The sequence below is a fragment of the Cerasicoccus frondis genome, from assembly GCA_031296915.1.
Taxonomy (GTDB): domain Bacteria; phylum Verrucomicrobiota; class Verrucomicrobiia; order Opitutales; family Cerasicoccaceae; genus Cerasicoccus; species Cerasicoccus frondis.
On record JAVDPC010000025.1, the window covers coordinates 1 to 18,654 of the forward strand.

Annotated in this window: 8 protein-coding genes; 4 read left to right on the forward strand and 4 right to left on the reverse strand. The window is 57.1% G+C overall.

Annotation, left to right across the window (positions count from 1 at the left end; genetic code table 11):
- The first annotated feature begins 283 nt into the window (after positions 1-283).
- Positions 284-8,353 (forward strand): immunoglobulin domain-containing protein, encoded by an 8,070-nt coding sequence (locus RBB63_RS17435; protein WP_309386271.1) that lies wholly within the window; start codon positions 284-286, stop codon positions 8,351-8,353.
- Between the two features lie 78 nt (positions 8,354-8,431).
- On the opposite strand, the gene RBB63_RS17440 is transcribed toward RBB63_RS17435, so the two are convergent.
- The gene (locus tag RBB63_RS17440; protein WP_309386335.1) at positions 8,432-9,559 is read right to left on the reverse strand and encodes an LptF/LptG family permease; all 1,128 of its coding nucleotides are present in this window, start codon (positions 9,557-9,559) and stop codon (positions 8,432-8,434) included.
- Positions 9,560-9,601: 42 nt separating this feature from the next.
- Positions 9,602-12,052: a glycoside hydrolase family 3 C-terminal domain-containing protein gene (locus tag RBB63_RS17445; protein WP_309386272.1), complete on the reverse strand. Its 2,451-nt coding sequence runs from the start codon at positions 12,050-12,052 to the stop codon at positions 9,602-9,604.
- A 256-nt stretch (positions 12,053-12,308) separates the two neighbouring features.
- Between RBB63_RS17445 and RBB63_RS17450 the strand changes: the two genes are divergently transcribed.
- Both RBB63_RS17450 and gdhA read left to right on the forward strand, forming a co-directional pair.
- A complete protein-coding gene (locus tag RBB63_RS17450; protein ID WP_309386273.1) occupies positions 12,309-12,740 on the forward strand; it encodes a hypothetical protein in 432 nt (143 codons plus the stop codon).
- A 210-nt stretch (positions 12,741-12,950) separates the two neighbouring features.
- Positions 12,951-14,288, forward strand: a complete 1,338-nt coding sequence (gene gdhA, locus RBB63_RS17455; RefSeq protein ID WP_309386276.1) for an NADP-specific glutamate dehydrogenase — start codon at positions 12,951-12,953, stop codon at positions 14,286-14,288.
- Positions 14,289-15,252: 964 nt separating this feature from the next.
- On the opposite strand, the gene RBB63_RS17460 is transcribed toward gdhA, so the two are convergent.
- On the reverse strand, positions 15,253-16,245 hold the full coding sequence (locus tag RBB63_RS17460; RefSeq protein ID WP_309386277.1) for a GntR family transcriptional regulator: 993 nt from the start codon (positions 16,243-16,245) through the stop codon (positions 15,253-15,255).
- A gap of 408 nt (positions 16,246-16,653) precedes the next feature.
- Between RBB63_RS17460 and RBB63_RS17465 the strand changes: the two genes are divergently transcribed.
- Positions 16,654-17,484: a PEP-CTERM sorting domain-containing protein gene (locus RBB63_RS17465; protein WP_309386278.1), complete on the forward strand. Its 831-nt coding sequence runs from the start codon at positions 16,654-16,656 to the stop codon at positions 17,482-17,484.
- 131 nt (positions 17,485-17,615) lie between these two features.
- Here RBB63_RS17465 and RBB63_RS17470 read toward each other — a convergent pair whose 3' ends face one another.
- Positions 17,616-18,644: a LacI family DNA-binding transcriptional regulator gene (locus tag RBB63_RS17470; protein ID WP_309386279.1), complete on the reverse strand. Its 1,029-nt coding sequence runs from the start codon at positions 18,642-18,644 to the stop codon at positions 17,616-17,618.
- Positions 18,645-18,654 lie beyond the last annotated feature (10 nt).

Below are 18,654 nucleotides of genomic sequence, written 5' to 3' on the forward strand. Positions count from 1 at the left end.
GACGCTCAAGCCGCCTTGCTGGACACGAAAAATCACTGCGGCCTGATCGGCCAATCTAGATGAAAAGTGCTCTAGAACATTTTTTCATCGAACTTCGCCGAATCAGGCGGGCGGAAGGACTCGATGACCGTGCTGTGAATCGTTATCCCTAGGGGCTTTAGGCATGGCTATCTGCTCCTGATTTTACTCAATTGAAGTATTCATATAGGGGTGTCTTGGGGTGATGGGCTCACTCTGAGCTGGAGTATGAGGCCAGGTTGTGGTATGCATCTCGGTTCCTACTATGAAGAATAAATCCCTTTTTTGCTGTTTAGGGCTTATTATCAGCACCCTAGGAACACCCACTATTGCCGCACCCGTAGATCTTGACTCCAGTTTCCTGACTGGAGTGGGCATTGGCATTACGAAGGAAGGCTATCCAGATCCAGAAATATTTGGCACTGGGGCAGTTAACGCAGTTGGGCTCCAGTCCGATGGTAAAATACTGGCGGGCGGCAACGTGTCGCTTTTTCAGGGGGCTGGCGATGCTGAGGCGCTGCGTCGCCTCAATAGCGACGGGACTTTGGACACGTCTTTCAACTCCGGAAACGTCGGCTTGGCCGCCAGCTCTGGAAATCCGGAAGTGAATGTCATTTATGTGCTGCCGGATGATGGCATTCTGGTAGGCGGCACTTTCAGCAGCTACAACGGTGTGTCACGCTCGGGCTTGGTGAAGTTGAATGCGGACGGCACGCTGGACTCTTCATTCTCAACGACCGGGGTTGGCGGTTCGCTGCGCTATGTGAATGACATCGAAGTGCAGGCCGACGGCAAGGTGCTGATTTCGGGTGGGTTCTCCAGCGTGGGTGGCGTTGCCCGGCAAAACATTGCCCGGCTCAACTCGGATGGTTCAGTTGACACTTCTTTCGCGCCAACGCTGTCTTCGGCCGCCATTTATGACATGGCGCTGGCCGCCGATGGCGACATTTACGTGGGCGGCGCTTACTCTCAGGGATTCGCTCAACCGACGTTGAACCTCCTCTATCGCCTGAATCCTGACGGCTCGCTGGATGGCGCGTTCAGCCCGGAAATCAATGATTACCTGGGGGACATCGACGCGGTGGCCTGCCTGTTTGATGGGCGGGTGGTCGTTGGCGGCAATCCTTACGGCTACGATGTGGGCGTGTCGACGGAATGGATGGCGGCCTTCCGCGCCAATGGCGCATTGGACACCAGCTTCGACGCCAATCTCGGGGGCGGAACAAATGGCTGGGTTGGCGGCTTCATCAAGCAACTGCCCAGTGGCAAGCTGCTGGTCGGCGGTATTTTCAACGAGATTGATGGCAATCCCACGGCCTCCATCGCGCGCATCTACCCGGATGGCACGCTGGATGCCAATTTCCTACCCGAGCCCTACACGACGACTCGTGGAGAATTTGGCACTCACTTCTATGATGTCGTGGTGCAGCCGAATGGCCAATACGTGGTCGGCGGTTGGTTTGACCGCGTGACTGATCCGGATCTGGAAATTAACAACATCGTCCGCTTCGAAGGCGATGACATCGGTGGCAGTGAAGTCACCTTGACCGCGAGCGCTTTCACCTTTGACGAGTCCGACGTGACGCTGGCGATTCCGGTGGCGCGTTATCCGTTGGGCAGCGGAGCCGTTTCGGTGGATGTATCCGCCTCGGCGCTTTCATTCCCGGGATTCACGCCGGTGAGCGACACGCTGACCTGGGCCGATGGCGAGTCAGGCGTGAAGTATTTTGAAGTCACCGTTACCGACAACAGCAGCGATGACGGCGTCCGCACTTTTAGCGTGAGCTTGAGCAATGTATCAGGCGCTGGTTTCGGCGAAAGCGAAGTTGCCACGGTCACTGTGCGCGATGACGACAGCGCGCCGACGATTACCGTGCAGCCAACCGGCGTCACGGTGAACCAAGGGTATTCGTTCCAAATCTCGCTGGAGCTCGACAGCGTGCTGCCAGCTACGGTCACCTGGTATGTGGACGATGTCGAGGTGGCGACCGGCCAGCGTGTGACCTTGAACGCCAACCAGAGCCAGCACCAGGGAACGTGGCATGCGGTGGTGACCAACGCCAATGGCTCGACCCAAAGCGACGACGTGGAAGTCGTGGTAAACATACCGGCGGGCTCGCTGGACACAGCGTTCGACACCAGTGCGACGAGTCGGGTGGTTTCGATGGTTGCGCTGCCGGGTGGCGGCTTTGCCTACGGAGGCTCCAACTACCTGAATGCCGTCGATGGCGATGGCAATGCGCTCTTTAGCCTCTCGACGAATGGGACCGTGACCGGGCTCGCGGTGGACAGCTCGGGCAACGTTTACGCCGTAGGTGAGTTTACCACCCTGGGCGGAACCTCGATCAACAAGGCCGCCCGCATTAGCCAGGCTGGCGTGGTCGATGCGACCTTCACGCCCGTGACGAATGCTTCCTTTGTGCCGAACAAAGTTTCGGTGACGGCGGATGATAAAATTTTGATCGGCTTCAACGACTACAATAAGCTGAAGCGCTACACGAGCTCCGGCAGTCAGGACTTTTCCTTCAATGGCAACTTCTCGACCTATAGCAGCATCACGACCTACAGCATCCTGCCGCTGGATGACGGTTCGGTGCTGGTTGGCTATCGCGGTTACCAGAGCGCTGCCGTTTTTGAGTATGCAGTGAAGAAACTGGATGCGAATGGCAACGTGGTCACCGATTTTACACTGGCGATGAACTGGTACGCCAGTCGGATCGTCGAGATGCCAGGAGATCGCTTTGCGATCTTTGGCGGGTTTTCGGAAGTCAATGATGTGTCGGTCGACCGAATCGTGATCGTGAATTCCGCAGGTGAAATCGACGAAGACTTTCAGCCGGAATACGTGAATTGGCCGATTCTTGATGGCCTCTACCTCGATGGCTTTTTCTGGGTCGTGGGCAACTTTGAAATCGTGGGCGGCCTGACGAGCTACCGCGTTGCGCGGCTGAATCTGGATGGCTCGCTCAACGAGGATTTCCTGATCGGGACTGGTGCGAATTATACGGTTAACGCGCTCGTGCAGGATGGGGGCAACCTGATCATTGGCGGTGATTTCACGCTGTTCAATAACGTGCCCGTCAATTACCTGGCGCGTCTCGCCAGTGGGCCGGGTTCCGCTGGTTTTGGCGAGCCCTCGACTGAGGTGTTGGAAACCGTGGGCACGGTCGATGTGCAGGTGTTTCGCTTTGGCGACGCATCGGGCGCGGCCAGCATTGACGTGGTTTCGATTGACGGCACGGCAACGTTGGCTGGCGGCGATTTTACCGCTGTTTCCGAAACGCTGACCTGGGCCGCCGGCGATGACGCGCCGAAGACTGTAACGGTGACGATCACCAATGACAGCGCTTCCGAAAACCAGGAATATTTCGAGCTCGGGCTCAGCAATCCCGTCGGCATGGAAGCGGGCGGCGCGAGCCGTTTTGTGATCACGCTGGTAGACGACGACCAGAAGCCGATCATCACAACGCAGCCGATTCCGCAGTCGGTCACGGAGAATAATTCTGTCACCTTTAGCGTGGTTGGGGAAAGCCAAACGGACTTCACTTACCAGTGGTTCAAGGTCGGCGTCGGGTTGATCCCGGGGGAGACCGGCAGCACCTTTACCATCGATCCCGTGGCGCTGGGCGACGTGGGCAAATACTACGTGGAGCTGACCAACAGCGGCGGCACGACGAAGTCCAACGAGGTTGGTCTGTCGATTTTGGAGGACCCATCGAAGATCCACCCGGACTTTGCCCCCGGCGCCGTATCGGGCGTTTACTTTGACTCGGTTGCGGCCACGCCGGATAACGGCGCATTGCTGGGCGGGCAGTTTACCAACTACAATGGCAGTGGCAAAAATTACCTGATCAAGGTCAACGCGGACGGCACGCTGGACACCAGTTGGACCGCGCCCGCAACGATTGCGTATTACGTGAAACGGATCGTGCCCGATGGCGACGCGTTCCTGGTGTGCTTTGACACCTACCCATACCTGACCCGCATGTATCCGGACGGCACGTTGGACACGGAGTTTACGACGAATTTCCCAGCGCCGAATTCCTACGTGTTTGACGTTAAGCGCCTGCCCAATGGCAATCTGGTGCTGGGCGGCGGCTTCACCATGTTGGGCTCGAATTCGCAACGGGCGTTGGCCATGCTGAACGACGACTACACGTTCAACGAAGACTTCCGACCGGTGCTCACGTGGTCCGGCAATCCAGCGGTGAGCGATGTGGCGGGCGACGAAAATTACATCTACGCAGGGGGCAATCTCACGATCGAGGGCATAAACTATTTTGCCCGGATCAACTACGATGGCTCGCGTGACACCAGTTGGACGCAGAACTTTATTTATAATTACTGGTTCAATTACAAGTCGTCCATTATCCCGATTGGAAATGGCGAAGTCATCGCCTCCAATAATTCACGCGGCACAGATATTTTGCTCAACAACGGTTCTCGCTCTTCGAGCTACGGCAACAGCTATGGTGGTCGTGTCGCGACTCAGGCCAACGGACAAATGGTGCTCGCTCGCGCCTCCAGCTCGCCTTACTTCCATCGATTAAATGCCGATGGGACCTCCGATGCGGAGTTTAATGCTGGCATTGGCTTTGGACCGAATAACCGCACCAACGACGTCGCCGTTGCGCCGGATGGCAGCATCTGGCTCGTGGGGACATTCAATCAGTTTAACAGCGTCAACGTGCCAGCTTACGTTCGTCTGCAGGGCAACGAAATCCTGCTGAACATCCTCACCGATCCGCGCGATGCAACGGTGAACCCGGGTGATACGGCAGAGTTTGGCGTGATCGCCTACAGCGCGACCACGTTGACTTACCAATGGTATAAAGACGGCGAGCCGCTCAGTGACGGGGCTGACTACACTGGCACAACGACGGCCACGCTCAGCGTCCTCGATACGGAAGAAGCGGACGAGGGCGTTTACACGGTCGACGTGACCAGCGACGCGGGCACGCTCACCAGCGATGGAGCCCAACTGACCGTGCTGGACGAGCCAGTGGGGCTGGAGCCGCTGACTGCGCAAATCCTCGTCGAAGACGACACGTTGATCCTGGAAACGGATTTCACGGCGGCGGCGCCTTACACTATCGAGTGGTATCAGGGTGATGATCTGATCGCCGATGGTGGCGATGTCTCGGGCGCCGCGACCAAGACGCTGACCATCGCTAACGCCGGTCTTGATCGCAGTGGCGATTACATGGTGCGCGTTACGAATTCGTTTGGCAGCGCTGAAACGACGTCGGTTGCCATCGTGGTGATTACGCCGCCCGCGGGCTTGGCGGTTACCGAGGGTTATGCCTACCCGAACCGTCCGCCGCAATCGATTCTGGCTTTGCCGGATGGCCGGGTGCTGGTCGGGTCGGACCGTTTCGCCAGCTACACACTGCTCGCGCTCAATGCCGATTTGACTCAGAACGTGGCGGGCAGTTTGGCGATTGGGGCCATCGGTTCGTTTGCCGATGTGCAAGCCATGGTGCGCCAGGCCGATGGCAAAATCCTCATTGCTGGTCAATTTGCATCGGTGGATGGAGCGCCGCGTAACAGCATTGCGCGCTTGAACAGCGACTTGACGCTCGACGAATCATTCGATCCGGAAGACTTCACGCAGGGCTATGAGATCAATGCGCTCGCGGTTGGGCCGGACGGCAGCATTTATGCAGGCGGCTCGATGCAGCCCAGCAAATACCTCGTCAAGCTGCTGCCCGATGGTTCGGTGGACCCCACCTTTAGCAGCCCGCTCAACGCGCAGGTCAACGCCTTGGAAATCTTACCCGATGGCGATTTGCTGGTGGGCGGCTCGTTTACCACGGTGGCCAATGGCCCACGGGTGACGCGTCTTTCGCCAAGTGGCGCAATTCGTGAAGGCTTTGTTTCGCCGATCAGCACCTCGATCTCGCAAGTCTATGACGTGGCGGTGCACACCGATGGCTATGGCCTCATCGGAACCGGCAGTAACGTGACGCGCTTCGATCTGGAAACCGGAGCGATCGACGGAGATTTTGCCGCAAGCATCGGCACGACGGTTACTGAAGTGGAAGTGCAGAGCAATGGCCGCATTGTGGTCGGCGGTTCATTTGGGCTGACGATTGATGGCCGTCTCTACAAGCGTCTCATGCGTTTGGAGGAAGACGGCACGGTCGACTCCACCTTCCGGACTGATCCAGGACAAAACACCAATAACTCTGCGACGGCTCTGGACATACTGCCCGATGGCCGCATTGCATACGGCAGCGCGTTTAGCACTTTCAACGGGGAGAGCGGCGCTTACGCCAATTTGGTGTTCCTCAATGGCGATCCCGTTGAGTTGGACATCATCGTGGATCCGGCCGACGTGGAAGTCGTGCAGGGTGAGTCCGCGACCTTCCAGGTCTACGCAACTGGCACAACGACGCTTAGCTACCAATGGTATCAAGGCAGCACGCCGCTGAGCAACGGTGGCTCCATCAGCGGCGCCACCTCAAGCACGTTGCGTTTGCTCAGCACGAACGCCGCATCGGCAGGTGAATACTACGTCAAGGTGACCAACGAGTCAGGCTTCGTGGAGTCCGCCAAGGCCGAGCTTATCTTCCTGTCGGAGCCAGAGTTTGTCAGCCTGCCGGCATCGGGGGATTATCCGTTTGGCGTGCCGATGCTGCTACGCGCTTCAGTGCGGGGCATTCAGCCGATTACTTACCAATGGTATCGCGATGGCGAGCCGCTCACGGAGGAAGATGGCGTGACCGGTTTTGACACCGATACGCTGACGGTCACCAGCCCGATACCGAGCTTCAGCGGCGCATTCGAGCTGGTTGCCACCAATGTGGAGGGCGCGACCGAAAGCGGCGAGATCGAGATCAACATCGTGCGTGATCCAGCGCGTCCGTTCTCGGGAGTCACCGTGCCGACGTTTACTCAACTGGTGCGCGACTTCGCGTTTCTGGAAGACGGTCGCATCGTGGCGGCAGGGGACTTCTTTTCGGTGGGTTACCCTAATGGCAGCGCCAGCCGCCAGGGGCTTCTGCTGTTCGACGAGGATGGCGCCGTGGACCTGACTTTCCCCGAAGTGCGCTATACTTACTCGCTGTCGGTTGACGCCAGTGGACGTGTTTATGGCGGGGGCAATTATACGATCCCGGGACGCGTGTTCCGCATCATTGATGACCCCGAGGAAGGTTGGCAGCTTGACGATGGTTTCGACATTGGCGCTGGTCCCAACAGCGTGGTGCTTAAGGTTGAGGCGACATCGGACAACAAGCTTTACGTCGCGGGTCAGTTCAGCCAGTTCAACAACTCCTCCGAACATGCATATTTTGTTCGGCTGAATGAAGATGGCAGTATCGACGAGACCTTTACGCCGGACCCATTGGTCAACAGCACGGTTCGGGATTTTGTCGTGTTATCAAACGGCAAGATCGTGGTGTGCGGCAACTTCACGGATCGGGTGCATCTGCTCAACAGCGATGGCTCGGTGGACAGTTCATTTGATTTCCAGGGCAACACATCGAACGTTGCTTACAGCGTCGCCCTGCAGGGGAACAAGGTTCTTCTGGGCATGCGCTACTACCTGTATCGTCTGGATATGACGGGCGCCGTGGACCCGACGTTTAATGCTTACAACTCCAGTCGCCTGGCCGGAAACAACGTAGAGAAAATGATTGTTCTGCCCGATAGCAAAATCCTCATTTCGGGCACTTTCACCAACTACGACAGTCAGCCGGTGAACTATCTTGTGCGGGCGGACAAGGATGGCTATTTCGATGAGTCATTCGACCAGGGCACAGGCTTTAACTCCAACGTCTACGGCCTGAAGGTCGATGACCTGGGCCACATTTGGGTGGGTGGTAATTTCACCAGCTACGATGGCGAATCCGCGACCCGGATCTTCGTGCTCAATGGCGATGACCCTGACGCGGTTCCGCCAGCGCCCACGGTGGAGGACTGGCTCGCGGACAACATTCCGGATGAATCGGAGCGGGACTTGGCGTTTCGTCGTGGCGGGCACGGCGTCACCAACCTCGAGCGTTGGACATTCGGCATGCAGGCCTCGGGCTTTGAGCCGGATCGCCTGCCTCAAGGCGAGCGCATGACCGGCGAAGCGCTGGGCTTGCCGGGCGATGATCGCGAATACATGGCGATCACGCTGCGCATTCGCCGCGATGCGAGCGATGTAGACGTGAGCGTGGTCTTTGGCTCCGATTTACGCAACTTGCTGACCAGTGGTTCGGCTGGCGTGGTTGCCTCTGGACCGGTCGCGGATGGAGACGACGACGTTTACATCATTCGTTCGCCACAGCCCATCGAGGACTATGGCGTGCGCCTGTTCTCACTCGTTAAGCTGACCGACGGTTAAATCGGTTGGCGTCGGCCGATTTTCAATCCGCTCGTTGGCGTTGCTGGCGGGCGGATTTTTTTGAAACAGCTGTTCTGGTTACCGTTTGCTGGCACGCCAGAAGAGCAGGCCGCCGAGGGCCTGATAGGCGAAATTGGGGGCCCAGATGATCAAGTCCGGCCGCCAGGCGGGGTATTTTTCAAGCCATGAGCAGAATGTGAAAATGACGAAATAGGTAATGGCTAAACCAAGGGCGATGGCGAGGTTGGCGTAGGTTTCGGTGCGGCTGGCCTTGATGCCCAAGGGGATCGCCAGCAGCGCCAGGGAGAAAACGCAGAACGAAAAGGAGAACTTTTTCTGGATGGCGGTTTGCAGTTCAATGCGCTCGGCAAAGGCGTTTTCATCGTCGGAGTTCATGGCTTCCTGACGCAACGCCATGAGCTCATTGAGCGTTTTAATGGACAGCTTGGTCTGCTTCTGCTCGCCGAGCAGCTCGGCCAGAGACAGGCGAAACTCGGAACGCTCAAACTCGACGATGGGCATGTCCGCCAAGTTGGCGGGAGTGTCGGGGTCCATCAGTTGGCCATTGGCGTCGAAGACGGTCAGCACAATTTCCGTGGTCTGCTCATCAAAGTCAAGCAAGGCGCGCTGGCCCTGCAACTGTCGGTTGGCCTGGTATTTTTCATTGAGTTCCCACACGTTGATTTCCCTCAGTTCGTTGCCCTCGCGGCGGTCGGCGAAGATCACGTAGCCGGGGAAATCCTTAACGAACGTGCGCGGCGTGAAGAAGCTGAGCGGGTCCGTTTGCACGGCGTTTTGCATCATCTGGCGCAGAGCCGTGTCGGCAATTGGAGCATAGTAGACATTGATCACGCTGACCAGCCCCACGCCCATCAAGGCGATGGCAAAGACGGGCGTCGTGATGCGCCACAGGCTTAGCCCGGCGGCCTTCATGGCGACGATTTCGTTTTGCGCGGACATGCGGCCGAGCACGAGCAGGATCGCCGTCAGCAAACCCAGCGGCAGCGCGTAGGGCAGCATGACGGGGATCGTGATGCCCAGCATGTAGGCGAACATTTCGCCGCTGATCTGTCCGTTGGCCAACGCTTCGCCCATGACCTTCAGAATCTTGAAGAAGACCAGCACGAACACGAAGACGGAAACCGCCATAAACGAGGAGAGCAGGAGTTGCCCAAATATGTATCGATGTAATCGGATGCCGGACAGATTGCGGACTACCCCTGCGGGAGTAAAGCGAGTAAACGCGCTTTAATCGATGGTCAGCGCAATGCGCTGAAAGTTGCGTGAGGAATTGCCGATACAGAGGTTAAAGTCGCGATGCTCCAGCTCCCAGGCGGATCGAGTGGGGTTGTAGGTCAGCAGATCGTGGTAGTTGACGGCGAGGCGCGCGGTCTTTGTTTCGCCGGGTTGTAGCGACAGCTTGGTGAAGTTGACCAAGGCGCGGGGGGGGCGTCCAGCGGGTGGATTCACCCACTCCAGATAGACTTGGACGACCTCCTGGCCGGCGCGCTCGCCAGTGTTGGTGACTGGCATGTGGATTTCGATTTCGCCGTCTTGAGCTAGTATGCCGCTGAGTCTTGGCGCGCCCAACTTGAATGTCGTGTAGGACAGACCGAAGCCAAAGGCAAAGGCCGGCTCCAGATTGGCCGAATCGTAGTGACGGTAGCCAACCATGAGTCCCTCGCCATAGTCGGCTTTGCCGTTCTTGCCCGGGTAAAATTGCATGCTGGGCACTTCGTCCCAGCAAATCGGGTGGGTGTCGGGCAGTTTGCCGCTCGGGTTGACCTCGCCAAAAAGCACGCGGGCGATGGCGGCGCCGCCTTCCTGCCCCGGGTAGTAGGCTTCGAGCAGGGCGGGAGTGCTGTCGAGCCAAGTGCGGTAGTCGACCGGCGTGCCGTTTTTCAGGACGACGGCGGTGTTGGGGTTGGCGGCCGTGATGCGTCGGATCAGCTCATCTTGACGTCCGGGCAGGTGGAAAAATTTCCGGTCGCAGTCACCGCCTTCAAACTGGTTGCTCAAGCCAGCGGCGATGACCACGGCGTCACAACTGGCGGCGAGGCTGACTGCTTCCTCGATGGGGTCCTTTCGGTCAGGCGTCGCCCAGCCAAAGTGTATGCCGCCGCGGGTCTTGGTTTTGCGGTAAAGAATGAGCAGCTCGATTTCGCGCGGTTCGGCGATCTCCAGGCTGTATTGGCCGGCGCGATTGGCGTAGGCGCTTTCGAAGTTCGTCTCGTCAAAATCACTCCAGCAGTCGATGACGGTTTCGCCGTCGAAATCGACGCGGCCAACGCCCTCCTGAGTGGCAATGGAGAAGCGGTATTGGCCGGGCTCAGTCAGGCGGAGTTTACCCGTCCAGCGGACCACGTAATCATTTCGCGGCAGACCGGTGGTGGGGGAGGCCCAGCCCCAGGAAAAGTCGATTTGCGCGTCGATTTGGGTCGCGCAGGGCGGCTTGCCGTTGAGGAAATTTTCCACCTGGAAGTATTCCGCCATCAGGCCTTGGCCAAACTCGCCGTCTGCGGGGGAAAGGTAATCGGAGTGGACCGTGGGCAGGTTGCTGCCCATGGAGCAGCCTTCGGCCGAGAGCACCTCGACTTCTTCGCCAAGCAGCGCGCGAATGCCCTCCAACGGCGAAATCGCGTAAAACGGGCTGACTGAGGCGCTGCCGCCACCGCCGAGACGGGCATTGGCGGCGTTGGGGCCGATGACGGCCAGGCGCTTGATTTTCGTGCGGTCAAAGGGGAGGACTGCGTCGTCGTTTTTGAGCAACGTGATCGACTCCTCAGCGGTGCGGCGAGCGATGTTGCGGTGGCGTGGAGAATCGAGCTCGGGGGGGGAGTATTGCTCGTCTTTGCGGGCGGGCTCGCACTTCTGATAAAGGCTGACGAGGCGTTCGAAACGGCGGGTAATTTCTTCCTCGTCGATCAGCCCGCTGTCGAGGGCTTCCTGCAGACGCTCAGGCGTGAGGACCTTGCCAGGGCCAGGCATTTCCATGTCGACGCTGGAGGTGATGGCGCCTTCGCCCTGCAGCGCGTTCCAATCGGAGACAATGAAGCCTGTAAAGCCCATTTCGTCGCGCAGCACCTCCTGCATCCACTCCCGGCTGTCGCCCGGATATTCGCCATTGATCGGGTTGTAGCACGTCATGACGGCCCAGGGGGCGGCTTCCCGCAGTGCGATGGCGAATACCCTCAAATAGAGCTCGCGGAGGGTGCGGGGATCGACCTCGGCGCTCATTTTTTTCTGCTCAAATTGCTGGTTGTTGCAGGCAAAGGATTTGATGCAGGCTGAGGCGCCTTCGGACTGTATGCCGCGGATGATCGCGCTGGCCATTTTGCCCGCGAGAACGGGGTCCTCGGAAAAGGTTTCGTAGTTGCGCCCACCGCAGGGCAGACGGTGCAGGTTGACCATTGGGCCCAGTAGCATGCGGCAGTTTTTGGCGCGAGTTTCACGGCCCAAGGCCTGGCCGACTTCCTCGATCAGGGCGGGGTTCCAGGTTGACGCCATGCCCACTGAGGTCGGGAAGCAGGTGGCGCTGCCGTAGGGGGGGGCAACGAGGGTCACCCCATGCCCGCAGTCGGCCACCTGCATCGGTGGGATGTCCATGGACGGGATGCCGGGGAAGTGCCAGGCGTCTTTGCCTGCGAATAGGTTTAGCTGGTCGGGGGAAACTGAAAAAGCGTCTTCTTTAATGGGCATTTTGAGGAGGGATAAATTTGAATCAAACGATAGAGACATCGTTTGATTATGCCAACTCAATAAAATCCGGTCCTGGCGTTGCCCTTGCGCGCCTATCGCAATTATGGGACGATGGCGATTGAACTGGTCGCGTTGGGAAGGCCCTCTCAATGAAGCCTGGGGCTAAGCCTGGAAGAGATCGAGGTCGGTTTGCGGACACAGAACCCAGTCAAAAAACATTGGCGGAATGACGGGCATACTGCTAACGTTGTGGACAATGAAAAAAAGTGCATGCCCAGTTCCCAAGATCGTAATCATTCTGATGGTGGTGTACGGGTTCGGTAGCCTGATCCATTTCATCCACAACGCTGAGTTCCTCGAAAGTTACCCCAATTTACCAAGTTCTTGGACGCCAAGCGGCGTCTACATGGCGTGGGTTGGCTTAACTTGCGTCGGCGCCTTGGGTTTATTCGTGTTGTCGAAAGGTTATCGTTGGGCGGGCTTGCTCATCCTGATGGTCTATGCTGCACTCGGGGTAGACAGCCTGGGCCATTACTTTGTAGCCGAGTTATGCGAGCATACTTTGGGCATGAACATAACCATATTTATGGAGGTGATTCCGGCAGCAATGCTCTTGTTCGCAGTCGTCGGCATGCTGATGCAAGATTTGGCCCGCAAGGTGTCGACCAGAATCGGAAATGCCGTTTAGCGGGTCGTTCAATGCTGGCGCTCAATATGGTTGGGATTGCTTTTGGGCGGCAGGCTCGATTACCTAATGGTTTGCTTGTGAGCGAAATACTGAAAATTACAGTTTCTCTGGCCATGGCGCCACCCGACGATGAAGCCATGAAGGCTGCGCTTCCTGGCGGTCAGCCATTTTATTGTTAATATCAGAGCCGAAACCGGCGATAAATCCCTTATGCACCCCTATATTGCGAAGACCCTTGATACCGTCCAAAAACGCAATCACAGCGAGCCGATTTTCCTGCAAGCTGTCAGCGAAGTCATCACGACGCTAGAACCGATTCTGGCCGAGCATCCCGAAATTGAAGAGCTGAACCTGCTTGAGCGCATGTGCGAGCCGGAGCGTCAACTGATCTTCCGGGTTGTGTGGAAGGGGGACGATGGGCTCGTGCATTGCACGCGCGGGTTCCGGATCGAGTTTTCCAGTGTGCTTGGGCCGTTCAAGGGCGGCCTGCGCTTCCAGCCCGTGGTAAATATGGGCGTGATGAAGTTCCTGGGCTTCGAGCAGGTGTTTAAAAACAGCCTGACTGGCCTGAATATCGGTGGCGGCAAGGGAGGCGCGGAGTTTGAGCCCTATGGTAAGAGCGACGACGAAGTCATGCGTTTTTGTCAGGCTTTCATGAGCGAGCTCTACCGGCATATCGGCGAACAGCGTGACGTGCCTGCTGGCGATATGGGCGTTGGCGCCCGGGAGATTGGCTACTTGTTTGGCCAATACAAGCGGCTGACGAATCGCTATGAAATGGGCGTGCTGACGGGCAAAAGCGTTTCCTGGGGCGGCTCGCTTGCCCGAATGGAAGCCACCGGCTATGGCGTCATTTACTTCACGCAGGAGATGCTCAAAAAGCGCGGCGACAGCGTGGCGGGGAAGCGCGTCATCGTATCCGGCGCTGGCAATGTCGCCACTTACGCCATGCGGAAGCTGACCGAGCTTGGCGCCAAAGTCGTCGCGTGTTCGGACATCACCGGCACGCTTTACCACGAGGACGGCATCGATGTCGGCGTGATTAAGCATCTGGCCGAAGTGGAGCGGAAGCACATCAGCGCCTATTGCGACCACCACCGGGACGCGACATTTCGCAAGGGAGTCAAGGTGTGGGGCGTGCCGTGCGACATGGCTTTCCCCTGCGCCACGCAGAATGAACTCAATGGCGACGACGCCATAGAGCTCATCGGCAATGGTCTGAAATTGATCTGCGAAGGCGCCAATATGCCGTGTACGCCAGACGCCATTGAAGCGTTTCGCGAGGCGGGGGTGCTGTTCGGCCCCGCCAAGGCGGCGAATGCGGGCGGCGTCGCGGTCTCGGCTTTGGAAATGCAGCAAAACGCAGGCTTGGAGCGCTGGTCGTTCCAGCAGGTCGACGAGGAGCTACAACGGATTATGGGCCGTATTTTTGATCAATGCACCCACTGTGCGGAGAAATATTCCCAGCCGGAGGATTATATTTCGGGCGCAAACATCGCTGGTTTCCTACGGGTGGCCCAGGCGATGATCAGCCATGGGCTTATCTAGAGAACATTTTTCATCGCACTTGGTCGCATCAGATGGAGCCAAGATTACCTCTCAGCGGGCGCCGAAAATCGGATGATCTGCTGGGGAGGAGGGGGGGGGGAAACCCCGCTGCAAAATGATATCAAAGAACACTGCCTTACCCGCCCGCTCGCCGTAAGGAGGCGCAGGTGAGGTGCAGGCGGCTTAGAGGCTGCCAGCCGGACGACGGATCACTCCGTCGCTCACACGTCGTCGCTGCGCTGACCAGGCTGGCATAGGGCGTCGTGCAATGAGTGGCTCGGGCAAAAGCTGGGCGTCGCGAAACTGATTGCTGTCACCAAGTCAGTTCGCGAATGAGCCTGTTTACCCGTCACGCAATGCACGCGGCCCGAAAGGCCCCGCATGGCGTCGACTGGGATACCTTGGCGGTGTTCGCTATGGCGGATGGTAGGGGGAGGGGAGGTTCATGGGTTTGGAGGTTTGGAGGTTTGAAAGTTTGAAAGTTTGGAGGTGAGTAGGGTTGGTAATGTGGGTAGGGTGGGTAAGGTTGGGGGGCGGGAGTTATGGGAGTGACGCAATTGAGTAGCATAGGCGTCCCGCCTGTGCCTCGACTCCACCTAACCGAAACAGCACAGGCGGGACGCCTATGCTACGGCAGCGCAATGATGTGTGTGGTGATCAATAAAACACTAAATTTTCCACGCTCGATCACAAACAAAAAGTGAACGCACGAGCATTTTATTAGTGAATGGCTCTTACTAATAATCCATGCTGGGCATCAACGACTTACGCACGTGAAGCAAGGGCGCTGCAACCAAGGGAAGAGCATTCAACTAGTGTGGAGTCAGCGAAGTTGGATTCGTCCAAAAGGTGCAGCCCGGTGTCACGACCGGGCTGCTTCATCCTATTTACTGTATGGCAATGAAGCCGGTCGGGACACCGGGCTGCATCTTTTGAAATAGCTTTCCTGCGTTATCGAACACGCCTAGGAGGCGGTATTCCAGCTTTCCGCTAGTTGGATAATTGGTTTGGGGGTGATGACCACGCGTTGGCCGACCCCGATGTTGCCTTCGTTACGCGCGCGGTAGAGCTCGAGTGATTTCTGAACGATGCCCTGCCAGGGAATGCCGACACCGTCGATCTCGGCCTGGTTCAAGAGATCTGTATCGCCATAGGCGACGATCGGAATGCGGGCGGCGAATTTGGTTTTGAGCGCGTTGGCCGCAGTGTCGTAGACAGCAAAGGCGCCGTCGAAGTCATGCAGGGAGAGATCCTTGATGCTGTCCACCGCGCTCCAGTAGGCCCAGTCGGTTTGATGAATGACCACGCAGCGCGGATAGAGCGTCTGAAACCCAGCGAGCTGCGCGGCGTAGTGGGCGTTGCCGTGCGGGCCCGCCAAAACGAGGACTCGCCGGGCGCCGTAGCGCTCCATCATGAGTTTGGCGCACAGGCGGCCGACTTCAAAGTGGTTGACTTCGATCGAGTCCGTAAAGGCGGCGTTGACGCCAGCCTCCGGTTCGCCGTCGATCATGAGGCTATAGTTCAAGTTGGAGTCGATGCGGCGCACGTCGTAATTTTGCCCCCAGAGGATGTTGTACCGGTTGTTGACGTAGTGATCGAACACCACGCCCTGGGCGATTTCTGAGGGGATGTCTTCCTGGCTAAACCGATCTTGGATCTTACTTAAGAGTATGCCGCCGAAATTGTTTTTCTTGGTATTGGGGTGGAAGACGAACGCCACGCCTTGCGGGGGAGGCGAGGTGGCGACATAGGTGCCCGATGATTGCACGCGGTGGAGTAGGCCCTCGTCGGTTAGTTCGCTAATGAGGCGGTGGGCGGTCTGATAAGAAACGCCGAGGCGAGTCGCTAACTCGCGGTTGGAGATGAACCGACTACCAGGTCGGCAAAAGCCATAATTCAGTCGTTCGATGAGCTCCGACTTGATTTGCTTGATGCGGTTGCTGCGTGTTCTGGCCATGGATTTTATTGCTACGGGTGGGGTGTGGTGTCGCTTGAGCGGTCATACAATCGACAATCCCATTGTGGAAATGTTACCATTAAAATCAATAATATTGTACCGGCGTGCTTGGGACGGTGCATGTGTAGGACTTAAACTTACTTATCACGTCGAATTTTAAATTGCAGAGTCTGGATCTGTGAATCGTTGCGTTGAAGCTTCGTTAGTAGGGTTGGCGATTCGGCCTTTTGTGATTGTAAATATATGTTTATAAGATATTTATGTTCTTATTAGCCTTTGGTTGATGGCGTTCAGCTAGGCTCAGTTGCTGATTTATTGCTGTTGTTTGGGCGGAGGGCGTTCGATGCGCATTGATATGCGCAAAACCGATGTTGAAAACCAGAAAATATGAGGGCAGATTCTTACTCGATGAAAACATTCCCATTATACTCCTTCCCCAAAGCCTTCTTAGGCGTTTCTACCCTGACTCTAGTTTTATCAGGAGCCTTCACGACCACGCTTGACGCGCAGACGGTTCTGTACCGGCAAGTCTTTGGTAATTCCACCGCAAACTCCAATCTGAACCCGGTTAACTGGGGCGCCTACGAGGGTGACAATAGCACGTTTAGCGACGGCAGTAGCTATTCGTCTACCTTGAGAACGGATGCCAGCGCTCCGGGCACCGAGACCTTGGGGAATGTGAATTCCGCGGTTGAGGCTGCATCGTTGACGAACGGCATTGGCTTTTTCTATGTGCGCAACAATCCGGGTGATTTGTATATCCCGAACGCAACCGAGCAAGCGGCCTTCGGCACGATTGATTTTTCGGACTACAGCACATTGGATTTCAGTGTGTATTCCAAAAGCACCGCGCGTGACTTTCGGTTTGTCGTTGAAGTCGGGGGTGTCTGGCTTGCTTCCGACCTGTATTCGAATTCTTCCAACTCAACCTGGGATCAGCATATTCTCTCCTACACCGAGGATACGAGCTCCTGGTACGTAATGGACTTCACCGCGAATTCGGGGAACCCCATTTCGATAAGCGCCAATACGTTGGCTGGCGACGAAATCGCATTCCCAACGGGAGACATCACGAACTTTGGCATCTTCCTTGCCGGTTCGCCGACCACGGCGGTTTCGTTCGATGCGTTTGAAGTATCGGGAACAGAAATCCCTGAGCCGTCCGCCACCGCGCTCGTTGCGATGGCCTGCGTAGGCGGGTTGCTCTTGGTTCGTCGTCGACGCCTCAAGGACAAGTAATTTTGTTTAAGCCAGTAATATCGAAAACCCCGCGCCTTTGTTGGTGCGGGGTTTTTTATTGGAGCACTTTTCATCTAGATTGGCCGAGTCAGGTGGGGTAGAGATCGGCTCAGCCGTTTTTCTCAGGCTGACTATGCGCCTTTTTCGCGAATGCTTTTTCCCTCGATCCAACGAGGGCTGATCAGGTATTGGCCGGGGTGTTCCGGTATGCCTATTTCATTGCGCTCGACTCGCCTGATAACCAGTTCGGCGGCAAGCCGCCCGATGATATCGAACGCGCGCTCCATTTTGGTGAAGAAGGGGTCCTGCACATTGCCCAAGGCGATGATGCCGACGTCCACCGGGCACGACATGTCAAGGGCTCGGCAAACTTCGAGCATTTGAATCGGTTGCGAGGTGATGATCGCGTCGGGTTTTTCCTGGGCTACCCATTCCTGAATGCGGGAAGTTTCATTCTCTTTGGCGATGAGGAGCGGCACGCGGCATTCGGGTGGAAAATTCATTTGGCAGGCCATGTAGCCGCCGATTTCCAAACCGCGTGAGCGTGCGTTCTCATACGGCGAAATGACGAAGCCAATGCGCCGGTAATCGCGGGAGCTGCACTCTTCCATGGCGCGGTAGGTGGACTCATAGTTATTCGTGGCTACCCGGTATATCTCCGGGCTTGTTAGCCCGTAACCAATCGCAACCAGTGGGTATTGCTCCCAGGGAAAGGCAAAAGGCTCCGTGCCGGGCGCCATTGAGCCAAGGACTGCGCCATAGATGCCGCGCGCTTTAAACATGCGCTGGATGCGCTGCGGGTTCTCGCCTTTTTCGAGGATGGGCACTTCGTGCAATAAGTAGCCAAGCTCTTCGGCGCGCTTTTGGCAGGCCTTAAATATTTCCTCCATGTAGGAGCCTGACCGTATGGGGCCAGGATGCGGATTACGCGTTACGTAGGCCAACTGGGCCTGTATGTGGGTGTTGCTTTTTTTGCGCCGCGAAGCGATCAGCGCGGAAACGAGCGGGTTGGGCCGATAGCTTAATTCATCGCAGGTTTTAAGGATTTGATCGCGCATCTTGGTGGAGATGCGTGGGTCATTCCTCAGCGCGCGTGAAACTGTGGATTGGTGACAGCCCAAAGCTTCGGCGACATCGGTCATGTTGGCAGGGCGTTTCATGATTCGAGTG